Origin of the sequence: Brassicibacter mesophilus (assembly GCF_050433385.1) — a bacterium.
Lineage (GTDB): Bacteria > Bacillota > Clostridia > Tissierellales > Proteiniboraceae > Brassicibacter > Brassicibacter mesophilus.
In genome coordinates this window covers 13,822-28,459 of sequence record NZ_JBNPXI010000014.1, presented here as the reverse complement: position 1 = coordinate 28,459, position 14,638 = coordinate 13,822, and the positions used below count along the sequence as shown (strand labels likewise).

Genomic DNA, 14,638 nt, shown 5'->3' with positions numbered 1-14,638 from the left:
CCTGTTTAAATTATATCATATTTTTTTTAATAAGCAATCACTTTTTTAAGACAAAATACTACATGTATTCTAACAGCATGTCTATATTATATTCTATTCAATAAGTTTCTATTATATACCATTGTGTCTTCAAATATTCACTTATGTAGTGTATACACTGATGAACTAGTTTTGAGCATAAAAACTACATTTACGTCTAAAATACTGACTACTCAATGCTAAAAGTAAAATAATTAAGCTTATTGCTTTGATATGTAAAATGTTTTTTATCTCCCTTTCTCTTCTCGTCTATTAAGTCTCCAGGTATACTGACATCAGCCCCATAGGGTACTATAATCTCAACTAAATAATACTCTTCATCACTATATACCGCTTCAATATGCTCTCCATCTGTATCAAGTATCCACCCGTGGTCATACTGTGCAATGACAGGGTACCAATTAATAATATCATAAATAGCTCTTCCATCACTAGTCTTATCTGTAACATGAGGAAATTCTAGCACACCGTTTATTTCTATGTCAATCTTTTGACCTTCTTTTATTTGTGTATCTAATTTTACCATTAATATATTTTGCTTTTTACCTATTATATTATAACTTAATATCTTTCCTTTTCTTTTAATTGACCTAATATCTAACATAATCGGTTCCTCATTTTTTAGTATTTGCTCACCTAATTCACTTTTTAAATCCAAACATATATCGTCAGTTCTTATTGATTGAGGAAATAAGTAAAAATATATTTTATCTAATTGTTTTTTTGTGTTATTCACAAATTCAACTTTTTCATTGACATACATTTCCTTATTTTCAGGCTTGACTTCAACTGTCATTATATACTTATTGAGATTGTTTGTATTGTTTGCATCGTTTATATTCCATGCAAATTGGATATCATCTTCAATATATATATATAATGCAATAGGTAATATAGTTATAAACATCAATGCTACAAATTTCATTAATATTTTTTTTATTATAATAGACATCTCGTTTTATCACTCCCTCTAACAATTGATATTAATAATATATTTTGAAGTATCGAAAATATACTTTTTATCCATAATTTATTAATGAATATAATTTCCTATGTGTTATAAAAACACTTTTGCTTATGATATAATAGTTTTAATCATATGATTTGGTAGGTGAAGTATATGTCTTTTCTTATTGAAACTACAGATATCGATTTAGGAGATACTCCTATCGAAAATATTTTTATTAATGATTTTATGCCTATGGCAGACGGTACATACGTTAAGGTATATTTATTAGGATATAAATATGCAAAAGATAGAGATACGAGCATTAACTTAAATAACGAGATCATCGCAAAGCATTTAAATATCCCTCTTACCGATGTTTTGAGAGCATGGGACTTTTGGCAAGGTAAAGGGATTATAAAAAAGCATAATAAGGAAAATGGTAGTGAATATGACTATAAAGTAGAATTTTTAAACCTTAAGCAGTTATACATAAGAAACAACTATCAACCTATATGTGCAAAGGATACTACTAAATCTAATACGCCATATAATTGTTCTGTAGAAGATTTGATAGAGGCTAATAAAATCCCTAGTATCCATGAAATGTTTAACTCTATAGACTATATCGTGAGGCGTCCCTTAGTACCTAACGAGAAAAGAAAAGTGCTTGAGTGGATTTATAATTACAACATGAATCCCGATATGATAATCAAAGCATTTTTTTACTCTGTAGAAAAAAAGGGAAAGAAAAATGTCAATTATATAGAAGGAATAATTAGAAATTGGTATGACATGAATATAACAAGTGTTGAGGCTCTGCAGGAACACTTTAAATCTAAAGATGAGAAGTTTTACAGATATGAAAAAGTTTTGAGATCATTAGGTATTAATATGACTCATGCTAATGAAGGACAGATGAAGGTTATTGATAAATGGTTTGATGACTGGAAATTTACATTAGAGGTAGTTTTAAAGGCATGTGAAGATGGCACAAAAAAAAGCACTAACCCAAATATAAACTATATAGATGGAATACTATCCTCTTGGCATACAAAAGGAATTAGAACTGTTGGAGAAATAATGGAAAAAGATAAACCCGTTCCCAACGCTAAAGTTAGCTCAACTTCTATTAATAAAAGACAACCTTTAAAAACAAGATTCCATAACTTTGAACAAAGAACTTCAAAGTATACACCTGAAGAGTTAGAAGAGATAATAAGGAAGAGAAGGGGATAATAGCTATGGAGAACACATATATAAGTAATATATTGAGGGAATATGAAAAAAGAAGAGATAAAGCTTTATATGAGCAAAAATCTAGACAAAAGGAAGTATACACTAAAATCCCTCAAATAGAAAAAATAGATAATAGAATATCTAAAACTGGTTTTCTTATAGCAAAAGCAGTCCTTCAGAATCCAGATATTTATAATGATAAAATTTCTGAGATACAGTCTGAAATGGAACAATTGAAAAGAGAAAAAGCAATATTAATGACTGAAAATAATATTCCCTTAGAGTTCTTGGACATAAACTACACATGTAATAAATGCAAGGATACGGGCTTCTTAGATAATGGAAATAAATGTACATGTCTTAAGCAAGCATTAATAAATCAAGCTTACAAGATGTCTAACTTAGACCATATGCTTGAAAAAGAAAACTTTAAGACTTTTGATATAAACATATTTTCACCGGAGAAATTCGAGGGAGAAAAACTTTCACCTAGACATAATATACTTGATATTTTAAATAGATGTGAAGGATTCTGCTTCAACTTTGACGAAAATAATGAGGAGAATCTTCTTTTCTACGGCACTACTGGTCTTGGAAAGACATTTATGTGTAATTGCATAGCAAAAGCCTTGCTTGATAAAGGAAAAATTGTTATATACCAAACAGCATTTAAGATATTAGAAATAATAGAAGAACATAAATTCAGGAGAAATTCTCAGTCAGATATTAATGATACAGAATATAGCCTCTTATTCGACGCAGACCTCTTAATAATAGATGATTTAGGAACTGAGCTTACTAATTCTTTTACAAATACTGAAATATTCAATATAGTCAACTCTAGACTCATTAAGGGGAATAAAACTATCATATCTACTAATCTTGCTCCAATGGAAATAGCTAATACTTATACAGACAGAATATTTTCTAGAATATTTAGCAAATTCTCAGCATTAAAATTTTATGGTCCTGATTTAAGATGGGAGCCGTATAACGGAAAAGATTAATGATTAATTTTAAGCATAAAAAAAGAACAAGCTTTAAAGCTTGTTCTTTTTTTATGGAGCTGGTGAAAGGACTTGAACCCTCAACCTACTGATTACAAGTCAGTTGCTCTACCAATTGAGCTACACCAGCATAGTTTAAAAATAAAATGGCGACCTGGAAGGGACTCGAACCCTCGACCTCCAGCGTGACAGGCTGGCATTCTAACCATCTGAACTACCAGGCCAATTATGGTGGGCGCGACAGGGCTCGAACCTGTGACCCCCTGCTTGTAAGGCAGGTGCTCTCCCAGCTGAGCTACGCGCCCATAATTGGTGACCCTACCGGGGTTCGAACCCGGGTTACCGCCGTGAAAGGGCGATGTCTTAACCGCTTGACCATAGGGCCTTAAATGGTGACCCATCCGCGACTCGAACGCGGGACACCCTGATTAAAAGTCAGGTGCTCTGCCGACTGAGCTAATGGGTCTTACAACTTATTTGTTACGGTATTAACTTTTCTTACCTCATTTGGCTTTATAGTCACAAACTAAGCGATTCGCACAAAACTAAAAACATGTTTTGGCTCTCTGCTTATGCCGACTGACCTAATGGGTCTTTCAAAGACTACTTTTTATATGATACAGGATAAAGGCACTATTGTCAACACTTTTTATGAACTTTTTTGTCTAATTATAGCGTGGTAATTTATAGCAAGCTACATAATTCAATACAACATCAAAAAAGCGTTGACAATAGCTGTTTTTAAAGCACTTCTTCTCTTATTATAGTCTGGTCTCTTTTAGGTCCAATAGAAACAATACTAACTTTTACTCCTGTCAGCTGCTCAATCCTATAGATATATTTTTTAGCATTCTCTGGCAGCTCGTCAAATTTGGTGACACCATTCATCTCTTCTTCATTCCACCCATTCAAATCTTCATATACAGGACTACATCTAGCCAGTGTTTCTAAACTAGCAGGAAAATCTGCCACTATCTGACCATCAAGTTCATATCCATTACATATCTTAAGCTTTTCAAATCCTCCTAACGTGTCTAGCCTTGTTACTGCTAATGATGTTAATCCATTTATTCTTGCAGCGTACTTTATCATAACTGTATCTAGCCAACCACATCTTCTAGGTCTCCCTGTTGTTGTTCCGTACTCATGTCCTTTTTCTCTAATGGCATTTCCTGTTTCATCGTGTAGTTCTGTTGGGAAAGGTCCCTTTCCTACCCTTGTGGTATATGCCTTTACTACTCCAAGGGCATTCTTTAGTCTAAAAGGACTTATTCCTGCTCCTATAGGTACTCCGCCTGAAATAGGATGTGATGAAGTTAAATAAGGGTAAGTTCCAAAATCTAAGTCAAGTAACGTCCCTTGCGCACCTTCAAATAAAACCTTTTTGTCTGCATCCATAATATCATTTATTAAAACAGAAGCATCTACAACATATTTTTTCAACTGATTTAAGTAACCCATATATTCTTCTACAATTTGATCCTCATCAAGTACTTCTGCATCATATAATTTTTTTATTATTTCATTTTTTTCTTTAATATTTTTCCTCAAGTTTTGTTCGAACAATCCTGTGTAAAATATGTCGCACATTCTCAGACCTGTTCTATCAACCTTATCTCTGTAGCACGGGCCTATTCCTTTAACAGTTGTTCCTATCTTGAGCACTCCTTTTTTTTCTTCTTCCAGCTGATCCAGTTTAATGTGATAAGGAAATATTATATGTGCTCTATCACTAATTCTTAAGTTTTCTGTGGTAATTCCTTTCTCATTAAGGTATTTTATCTCTTCAAGCAATGATTTTGGATTTACAACAACACCATTTCCTATGACACATATCTTATTGCTATAAAATATTCCTGAAGGTATTAAGTGTAATTTGTATTGGTTGTCTCCTATTTCCACAGTGTGTCCTGCATTGTCTCCACCTTGATACCTTACAACCATATCAGCTTTTTCTGAAAGGTAATCTGTGATTTTCCCCTTACCTTCATCTCCCCATTGTGCACCTAATACTACTAGAGTAGACATCAAACCATCTCCTTTATTAAGTAACCTATTTTACCTTAATTAGTATTTGTATAACATAAAAATTATATAAAATAAAAATCAATTTAGCTACAGCTTTTCGTTTTCCATATTTTGTCTAAATAACTTTTTCTAATATTCTTACAATATTATTTGAAACATAGTCTTTCTTTACCATGGTTTTCAATATATCCATAGCATCTTTATGAGCCATTCCCTTCCTATAAGGCCTATCATCTATTAATGCTTGATATATATCAGATATAGATATTATCTGATCTTCTCTTGTTATTTCAGCATATGTTAATCCTTCAGGATACCCCTTTCCATTAAGTTTCTCATGATGGTTGCCTGCCCATCCTGCTATATCCTCAAGCCCTTTTACTTGTCTAAGTATAAGCTTTGTATAATATGGATGTGTTTTTATAATATTAAACTCCTCACTATCTAATTTATCTGGTTTCTCTAGTATATTATTTGGAACTGCTAGCTTGCCTAAGTCGTGTAAATATGCAGCAATCTGAAGTTTCTTTGACGTTATATCATCATATCCTATGTAATCCACTATCGCACTAGAAATATCCACTAATCCTTTAGAGTGTCTATAAGTAAATTTGCTTTTGCTATCTATTAATCGTGAAAATGATTTAGCTATTTTTTCTAACTCAACTATCCCTATCAACGTAGAATAATCAGGACTATTAGCTTTTATTATTTGATCTAAATTATAAAAACTTAGATCAAGCCAAAACTTGTCCTTTTCAATTATATTAAGTAAACTATCCACTGCCTCAGCACAAAACACCTTGTTTTTTGATACGTCAAGCCATTTTTTAATCTTATCTATATTTTTTCTATCCTTCAGCATATCTCCAAAATATATATCTACATAATCAGCTATATGTATTATCTGAGACCCTATAGGTATGTCGTTTTTGGATAACCCATATACTCCTGCTCCATTCCACTCCTCATGATGGTATCTAATATACTCTACACAATCTTTGCTTATTGGTAATCCATCTGCTATTTCTGCACCAAGATGGCAATGCTCTTTCTTTAGAACTGCATTATTATGAATTTCAAATATAGTATAGTTTGACATCTGTCCATTCATTCCAACATCATGGATTAATGCCGAATAATAAATGTCTGCACATACCTTGGTATGTAACCCCATATCTTGAGCTATGCTATTAGACATGTATGCCACTCTTCTAGAATGGTCGAAGTGTCTATTTTCAGCTATATCTAATGCTAAAGATAGTGATGAAAAAAGTTGTCCTAAATTTATATCTAGCTTTTCCATTTCGATGTTATCCCCCAATACTTTAATAATTGAATCAATTTATCCACATATCCACAGAGATATGCACAGATGTTCGCTATGAGTCTGTGGATAATATCTGTGAGTTATTAGCTCGTTCAACTTTCATCCTATAATAATATCCATATATTATAGAATTACTAATGATAAAACTATCTCTTATATCAGCAAATTGCTCATCATCAAATATATTAATGTTTTGGTCATAAAGCTTATCTTTATATTCACTTACTGTTTTAAATCCACACTTTTCATAGCATCTTATTGCTCTTTTATTATGTTTTGCAACATCTAAATACATACACTTCATGTTCATATCATTAAAAAAATATTTTAATAGTAATAAAATAGATTCTGTCCCATATCCTTTATCTACGTAGTTTGGATCAAAAACAATTCCTAGCTTTGCATTTCTTCGAAACCTCTTTATCTCCTTTACATTAATATAGCCTATTATGACATTACCTTCATTGGCCACGGAAAAACATGCATTGTTTCTCTGTGTAGTTTTTATCTTGAACCATTCCCTTACTTCATCATCATTTAAATCAGGAAAATTGTAATCCTGAAAAAGTGGATTATTATGTTTTCCCCATCTTTTCATTTCAAAAACATCTTCAACCTTTAATCGCCGTATTCTTACCCGCTTACCTTCAGTAATATACATAAGGTTACCCCCTACGAAATGAATGTAATCTTTGTTCGATTTTTCTATATTATAACATTGTTATTAAATGTATACTATAGATTAGGAAATTCATATTGAAAAAAATACTCCGTGGATTTCCACGAAGTATTTTTTTCTTTATATTTATTATCTATTTATCAATTTCTCACCGAATTCTTTACCATATTCTATACATTTTTCAAAAGCTTCGTCAAATGGTACAAAAGTTGTTTTCAATCCATTCAGCTCAACTTTTAATTTAAGGTTTTTTAGATGGTTCTGTATAATATCAACAGCTTCTCCACTCCAACCATATGAACCAAAAGCTCCGGCTAGCTTCCCTCTATTTGTAATAGGATTTATAACTGCAAACATCTTATATATTGGTAATAGTGTGTTTTGATTTATTGTCGGCGAGCCTATTAATAAAGCAGAGCTTTTTTCAATCTTTTCTTCTAACTCAAAAATATCCATCATCTCAATATCAGCCAATTCAACCTCAATATCTCCAGCAAGCTTAATACCTTCTGCTATTTTTTCTGCTAACTTACCTGTATTTCCATATGCTGATACATATGCAATAAATACCGTTGGCTTTCCATGTCTACAAACTGCTTCCTTAGCCCATTGTTCTGATAGTTCAACATATTTTTTCCAATTACTTCTAAGTATAGGTCCATGTCCAGGACAAACAACATCTATTTCTAAATCTCTAATCTTATCGATTGCTTTTAGCATATAATTGCTAAATGGCTTAAGTATAACATTAAAATAATATTTAAATGCCTCATCAAAATCCTCTACTAAGTCGTCATACATTCTTTCATCGCAATAGTGGCATCCAAACGAATCACAAGTAAATAACACTTTATCTTCTACAAGATACGTATATATACTATCAGGCCAATGTAGAAATGGCGCTGATATAAATTTTAATGTCTTATTTCCTAAGTCAAGAGTATCACCATCACTTACTACCAGAGACTTGAACTCAACGTCAACCATATTCTTTAAAAAATTTATAGCTGACTTGCTACCTACAACTGTAGCATTAGGAGCTATTCTTAACATATGTCTTAAATTACTAGCATGATCAGGCTCTGTATGGTCCATAATAATATATTCTATTTCTTCAGGTTTCACAACCTTCTTAATCTTTTCAAGGTATTCATTCTTATATGTTTCTTTAGCTGTCTCAACTATTGCTTTTTTATCTGCATCTATGAAATATGAGTTGTAGGTTGTGCCATATTGAGTTTCCATGACAACATCAAATGTAACTAAGCTAGGATCTAATATACCTATCCATTTTACTTTATCCTTGATATCTAGTATCTTAGTATTATCCATTACTTCACTCTCCTTTGAAAACGCTTTTTCAGATATTATTTACCCCGAATGTTAAATAATAAACATTCGAAGTTAGCAATTACCTTTAGCACTATTGCCTGTGTTTTTCCATGTTCAAGAACTTTGTGTATTGACCCATAAAAACTAATTCAACTGTTCCTATAGGTCCGTTACGATGCTTTGCTATAATAACCTCTCCAATATTTTTCTTTTCAGAATCTGGATTATAATATTCATCTCTATAAAGAAATACTACTATATCGGCGTCCTGCTCTATAGCTCCTGATTCACGTAAATCCGATAGTATTGGTCTATGATCTGATCTCAGTTCTGGCGCACGTGAAAGCTGGGACAATGCAACTACAGGGCAGTCCATTTCTTTGGCCAACCCTTTTAGTCCTCTTGATATAGCTGAAATCTCCTGTTGTCTATTTTCAGTTCTACCGTCACCAGACATAAGCTGTAGATAATCTATCATAACTAAATCAAGACCTTGATCCATCTTAAGCTTTCTACATTTAGCCTTCATTTCCATTAGTGTGATACCCGGTGTATCATCAATGTATATTTTGGCCTGTGATAAGGGACCCATAGCTCTTACAAGCTTTGGCCACTCATCTTCATCCAGACGTCCATTTATTATTTTTTGAAGCTCTACATGCGATTCAGAACTAAGCATACGCTGTACAAGCTGTTCCTTAGACATTTCTAAGCTAAATACTGCTACAGATGCATTTCCTTTAAGTGCAGCGTTTAACGCCAGATTTAAGGAAAATGCAGTTTTTCCCATAGCTGGCCTCGCTGCTACAAGTACTAAGTCTGATTTTTGAAGTCCAGAAGTTTTTCCATCAAGATCTATAAACCCTGTAGTAAGTCCAGTTATTCCACCTTTATGCTCTGCCATTTGTTCAATTCTAGTAAAGCTTTCTAGCAGAACACTTTTTATAGGCTCTAGACCCTCTTGATTCCTTTTTTGAGTAATATCAAATATCTTTTTTTCAGCTAATTCAATTATATTGTTTAAGTCCTCGCCTGCTTCATATCCTTTTGCAATTATTTCATTAGAAGCAGTAATCAATCTTCTTAATATAGATTTTTCTTCAACTATTTCACAATAATACTTGATATTTGCAGTTGTAGAAACACCTTCTGACAAATCTGCAAGATATATAATTCCTCCAATTGCATCTAATGTGTTTCTCTTTTTCAACTCGTCAGAGAGAGTTATAAGGTCAACAGGTTCATCTCTACCATAAATATCTAAAATTGATTCATATATTTCTCTATGAGCCTCTTTGTAAAAATCTTCTGGCTTTAATATTTCTGTTGCAGTAACTATTGCATTTCTGTCTAGTATCATAGAACCCAATACTGACTGCTCACCCTCTATACTATGAGGAGGTATTTTCCCTAAGGATTGTATATCAATAGACATTTTATCACCTCCATGGTAATACTGTAGCTTCATGAAGAAATCATATATTGCTGATTCTATTCTTCTGACACATGTACTTTAAGTTTTGCAGATACATTTGGATATACTTTTACTTCAGCCATTGTTGTTCCAATAGTTTTTATATTTCCACCATCTACTTCTATTTTTCTTTTATCTATCTTTATTTTATGCTGCTTATTTAATTGATCCGCGATTTCCTTTGTGGTTATTGAACCAAAAAGCTTACCATTTTCTCCAGATTTGCTTTTTATCTCAACTGTAAACTTTGATATCTTTTCTGCTAATTCTTTTGCTTTTGCTAATTCTTCTTCTTGTCTAATCTTTTTAGCAGTTCTTTGCTCTTCGAGTACTTTAACATTGCCCTGTGTAGCTTCAGTTGCTAAATTTTTAGGAAATAAAAAGTTCCTCGCATATCCATCCTTAGCATTAACAACTTCTCCTTTTTTTCCTAGCCCTTTTACATCTTGTAATAATATAACTTTCATTACTCTTCACCTTCCTTTAGATATTCATGTATAGCTTCTTTTAGCATATTTTCTGCTTCGTTTATATCAACATTATCAAGCTGAGCTCCAGCAACAGTAAGATGACCTCCTCCTCCCAGCTTTTCAAGTATAAGCTGAACACTTAGACCACCAAGGGATCTCCCGCTTATGTGAATTTTCCCATCATTTAAAGCTAGTACAAATGATGCTGTAATACCACTTATATTTAATAAATCGTCTGCTGCCTGTGCAGCCACAAGTACGGATTCTGCGCTCTCATTTTTCAATCTAGATATTGCAATTTTATCTTCTATAATAGTTGCATCTTTAATAACCTCTGCCTTTAGTATAAATGTGTTTAAGTCATCTTGGAACAACTGCCTAACAGAAGTAGTATCTGCTCCTGCCCTTCTTAAAAAAGAAGCTGCTTCAAAAGTTCTCACACCTGTTTTAAATGTAAAATTCTTTGTATCAACACTTATTCCCGCCATTAAAGCCTCTGCTTCAAATCTTTCCATTTCCATTTTGTCACTCATATAGTGGAGCATTTCGGTCACAAGCTCACACGTTGAAGAAGCATATGGCTCTAAGTATGTGAGTACTGGATCATTAATAAATTCTGCTCCTCTTCTGTGATGGTCTATTAACACCACTTTTTCAACAATCTCAAGCAGTTGAGGTGCTTCAGTGTAGCTAGGTCTATGGTTATCTACGACTACACATAATGATGCCTTGTCTGCAATATTTCTTGCTTGCTCAGGTGTTACGATTACGTCTAGATATTCAGGATGTTCATTTTTTATCCTATCAAATATATTCTTGATGGATGGATTAATACCACTTAAAACAATATAGCCTTGCTTATTTCTATTCTTTACAGCTCTATAAATACCTATAGATGCACCAAAGCTATCCATATCGCCAACTTTATGCCCCATTATAAAAACTTTATCAGATTGATCTATCAGCTGTCTTAAAGCATGAGCTATTACTCTAGCTTTAACCTTTGTTCTCTTTTCAACTGCCTTACTTTTACCTCCATAGAAACTTAGCTTATCTATCTTTTTGACAACTGCTTGATCTCCTCCACGTCCTAATGCTATATCTATAGCTGCCTTAGCATATTCATATAGCTGTGCAAGAGTTTTGCCATTTACTCCAACTCCAATGCTCAGTGTTACAGGTATTTTATTACCTAAATTTATATCTCTTACATCATCTAAAATGTCAAACTTTTTAGCCTCAAAATATTCAAGATATTTATTTTCGTAGATTATTAGGTATTTATCGTTTTCATACTTTCTGATAAAGCCATTTATTCTTGATACCAATGCATTTAGCCTTTTGTCTATCTCTGCCAAAACAATAGGTCTATTCACTTCATCGGTATTATTTTTTACATCGTCATAGTTATCAACTTGAACTAAGCATACATTTACCTTCTCATCATTGTACTTGTTTTTAAGTATTGTAAAGTTTGTGATGTCTATCCAGTATAGCATAATGATATATTTATTTTTATTTTCTCTTCCCTTTGACGTATTTACTATATTGTACAAGACCTTATAGTATTTATCATTAAATGCTACTTCTATTGTCATATCTTCTTTTTTATTCATTATCATGTCAACATTAAAATTCGGTATAATATCGCTAATATCCTTATCTAGTATATCTTTTGTATCAATCATCTGAAGAAACTTCGAATTATACCAATTTACAGTACCATCTACCTCTAGCATTATTAAGGGAATAGGTAGGTTGATAACAGCATACTTAGTAGCTGAATCTATTTCATTTGTAAGACTCTCGATATACTTTGTCCACTCTACTTTTTTAAGATGTACATTCTTCCAATGATAATATATTAAATACGCTAATAAAACTACTCCTACTGCAGCTATCCGAGGATCGTATATTGCAATAATTCCTATTAATATCCCTATTATCCATAGATATAGTTTTGAATCTGGAATCAGGAACTTAAAGATTTTTTTATTTGACATGCGATATCCTCCCAAGGATTTACTCAATCTTTTTCAGCTTTCTAAAATCAACCATCACATCTAATATCCCCAAAAGCGATATTATCAAGCTAAAGGGTACATTTATTACTATAAAAAATATCAATATTCCTTTTGTTATTTTATTCATCCTAGCTTTGTTCATTAAATATACTATAACCGCCAGTCCTTGAACAAGAAAAACAAAGAAAATTAATATTATAGTGTTAATAAATATTGTCTCATAGTAAAAAATCTTAAAATATCTTACAATAGATGATGCTAAAAAAAGTACTACTGCTCCAAGTATTATATTGCTTGGTAATCTGAAGTTTATAAACCTTGGTATATTAACAGCTTTTTGCCCCAGTCTGGTCAACACGGCTGTTGCCACCCAATAGTTTATGTACGAAACAAAAACAGATGAAATAATAAGTGTTGCAGGTATTATTATAATCATGTACTCTACAGTAGTTTTAAGTAGTTCTTTTATTTGTGTCATTTCATAGTTAGTAAGACCTATATCTTTAATAATATTCATCTGAATACTAATGCTCTCTGTTAAAGAAGCATTTATCTGACTTAAAAAGCTTGTTCCCGTTATATATCCTATGATACCTATCCCAACAATGGTACAAGCTAAAGATACAGCTGTACTTCCTATCAATATCTGAGATGGTTTATATTTCTTGTTTATCATATATGTTATTGAAATAGAAAACAACCCAAATAGTATAAAAACAAATACACCTGTTAATACATCAAATAAAATACTAATGAGTATGCTTGAAGCCATAATAGATAATATATTGTACTTTACGCCATGCCTTACTCCTAATATTATAAAAGGCACAGGATAAATCATTATAATAATAGGAAAAATGTATAGTCCTATTATAGCAAATACCGTCATCAGCGTAGTTATAATCGCCGTCTCGGTAATCCTAGTTGTCCTGCCATCTAAATTCAAGCTTTTCACCTCTATCTTCTTGTTCTTTTAAAGTAATCGAGCACACCACTTAAATCACCATACCATTTTTCTATCTTGTGATCTTCAACCAATCCTAATTTTGCCTTTTCCTCTACTTTAGCATCTATACTATCAAACGAAAGCCCCAGTCTTTTACCCAATAGATACGTTACAAGTATTATATTCGCAATTATATCTAGTATAACATCCTGACTGTTATGTATTCCTTTAGCTAAGAGTTCAAACAGCGAAGCAACAGATGTTAGCAACTCACTTTTAAGCCACTCAATTATTTTAACGCTTTTCGTTATATCAATATTCTTATCACCGAATCCCATGTATGCTATCCCCCCCCATTATACATTATAGCAAATATGAATACTCTATACATAACTTTATTTTATTGTATTCTATATGTTAACCTCAATTAAAATTAATGTTCTTAATAAAATTCTACATAGTATCCATTGTTATGTCAAATAAGTACGCTCACTACTGTTTTCATCTTTATTCTATCATATAACAAAGCTTCCAGTATGAAAACTGGAAGCTTTGTTTATCTTAATTTGACACCTTTACGTATGAGCTTTATTATAATTATAGCCAAAAATCCTCCTATCAATGCCGTATAAAGCTGTGGTAAAGAAAAAGCAACAATTATTCTTGATGGAATCTTTGGCACAATCAACGTCACAAGATATCTAACAGATATAGCAAGGAAGGCTGACTTGACTAAAGCCGCCACAGTCACCCCAGCTATATCCCCTAAAATGTTCATATTTCTTCTAATAATATTAAATATAAGTACAAACAATGAATTTCCTATCATTACGAATGGTACTAAAGGAAATAACGGCATAATTCCGAAAAAGAAAGCTATCAATGGAGTTAAGCAACCTACTATCACTCCAGATGTTGTTCCCACTAATCCAGCTCCGATTATCAAAGTAAAGTTTACCATGGGTCCTACCAAAGGTTGTGATACGTATCTAAAGCCAATTTGAAAAATTAAAGCTAATGCCAATAAAAGACTTGTTCTAGCTATATATGTAGTTGAAAATCTGTCTTTCATCTGTGCAGCCCCCTTTTAGTTATTTATACAAGTCGAATTATAGATACCCATT

13 protein-coding genes and 5 tRNA genes are annotated in these 14,638 nt (G+C 32.3%); 2 read left to right on the top strand and 16 right to left on the bottom strand.

The window, feature by feature from the left end; all coding sequences use genetic code 11:
- Window positions 1-208: 208 nt before the first annotated feature.
- Entirely contained in the window at window positions 209-991 is a 783-nt protein-coding gene (locus HNR33_RS14240) for a gluzincin family metallopeptidase (protein WP_429084509.1), read from the bottom strand.
- Between the two features lie 168 nt (window positions 992-1,159).
- Between HNR33_RS14240 and HNR33_RS14235 the strand changes: the two genes are divergently transcribed.
- The gene (locus tag HNR33_RS14235) at window positions 1,160-2,224 is read left to right on the top strand and encodes a DnaD domain protein (protein ID WP_429084507.1); all 1,065 of its coding nucleotides are present in this window, start codon (window positions 1,160-1,162) and stop codon (window positions 2,222-2,224) included.
- 5 nt (window positions 2,225-2,229) lie between these two features.
- The gene (locus HNR33_RS14230; RefSeq protein ID WP_429084505.1) at window positions 2,230-3,231 is read left to right on the top strand and encodes an ATP-binding protein; all 1,002 of its coding nucleotides are present in this window, start codon (window positions 2,230-2,232) and stop codon (window positions 3,229-3,231) included.
- Between the two features lie 54 nt (window positions 3,232-3,285).
- On the opposite strand, the gene HNR33_RS14225 is transcribed toward HNR33_RS14230, so the two are convergent.
- From HNR33_RS14225 to HNR33_RS14155, 15 genes are all read right to left on the bottom strand, one after another.
- Window positions 3,286-3,361 (bottom strand) — tRNA-Thr (locus HNR33_RS14225).
- Window positions 3,362-3,378: 17 nt separating this feature from the next.
- Window positions 3,379-3,455 (bottom strand) — tRNA-Asp (locus HNR33_RS14220).
- A 5-nt stretch (window positions 3,456-3,460) separates the two neighbouring features.
- A tRNA-Val gene (locus HNR33_RS14215) sits at window positions 3,461-3,536 on the bottom strand.
- 5 nt (window positions 3,537-3,541) lie between these two features.
- A tRNA-Glu gene (locus tag HNR33_RS14210) sits at window positions 3,542-3,616 on the bottom strand.
- 5 nt (window positions 3,617-3,621) lie between these two features.
- Window positions 3,622-3,697, bottom strand: a tRNA-Lys gene (locus HNR33_RS14205).
- A 275-nt stretch (window positions 3,698-3,972) separates the two neighbouring features.
- Window positions 3,973-5,259, bottom strand: coding sequence for an adenylosuccinate synthase (locus HNR33_RS14200; protein ID WP_429084503.1), 1,287 nt, complete (start codon window positions 5,257-5,259; stop codon window positions 3,973-3,975).
- A gap of 115 nt (window positions 5,260-5,374) precedes the next feature.
- On the bottom strand, window positions 5,375-6,565 hold the full coding sequence (locus HNR33_RS14195) for an HD-GYP domain-containing protein (RefSeq protein ID WP_429084502.1): 1,191 nt from the start codon (window positions 6,563-6,565) through the stop codon (window positions 5,375-5,377).
- 76 nt (window positions 6,566-6,641) lie between these two features.
- A complete protein-coding gene (locus HNR33_RS14190; RefSeq protein WP_429084500.1) occupies window positions 6,642-7,250 on the bottom strand; it encodes a GNAT family N-acetyltransferase in 609 nt (202 codons plus the stop codon).
- Between the two features lie 147 nt (window positions 7,251-7,397).
- Window positions 7,398-8,600, bottom strand: a complete 1,203-nt coding sequence (locus tag HNR33_RS14185; RefSeq protein WP_429084498.1) for an FprA family A-type flavoprotein — start codon at window positions 8,598-8,600, stop codon at window positions 7,398-7,400.
- A gap of 91 nt (window positions 8,601-8,691) precedes the next feature.
- Window positions 8,692-10,035, bottom strand: coding sequence for a replicative DNA helicase (gene dnaB, locus HNR33_RS14180; protein WP_429084496.1), 1,344 nt, complete (start codon window positions 10,033-10,035; stop codon window positions 8,692-8,694).
- A gap of 56 nt (window positions 10,036-10,091) precedes the next feature.
- Entirely contained in the window at window positions 10,092-10,541 is a 450-nt protein-coding gene (rplI, locus tag HNR33_RS14175) for a 50S ribosomal protein L9 (protein WP_429084494.1), read from the bottom strand.
- Complete coding sequence (locus HNR33_RS14170; RefSeq protein WP_429084492.1) at window positions 10,541-12,547, bottom strand: DHH family phosphoesterase; 2,007 nt, start codon at window positions 12,545-12,547, stop codon at window positions 10,541-10,543. Before HNR33_RS14170 ends, rplI begins: the two co-directional genes overlap by 1 nt.
- A 19-nt stretch (window positions 12,548-12,566) precedes the next feature.
- A complete protein-coding gene (locus HNR33_RS14165) occupies window positions 12,567-13,523 on the bottom strand; it encodes a YybS family protein (protein ID WP_429084490.1) in 957 nt (318 codons plus the stop codon).
- Between the two features lie 2 nt (window positions 13,524-13,525).
- On the bottom strand, window positions 13,526-13,852 hold the full coding sequence (locus HNR33_RS14160) for a MazG-like family protein (RefSeq protein ID WP_429084489.1): 327 nt from the start codon (window positions 13,850-13,852) through the stop codon (window positions 13,526-13,528).
- 218 nt (window positions 13,853-14,070) lie between these two features.
- The gene (locus HNR33_RS14155) at window positions 14,071-14,586 is read right to left on the bottom strand and encodes an ECF transporter S component (protein ID WP_429084487.1); all 516 of its coding nucleotides are present in this window, start codon (window positions 14,584-14,586) and stop codon (window positions 14,071-14,073) included.
- Window positions 14,587-14,638: the final 52 nt, after the last annotated feature.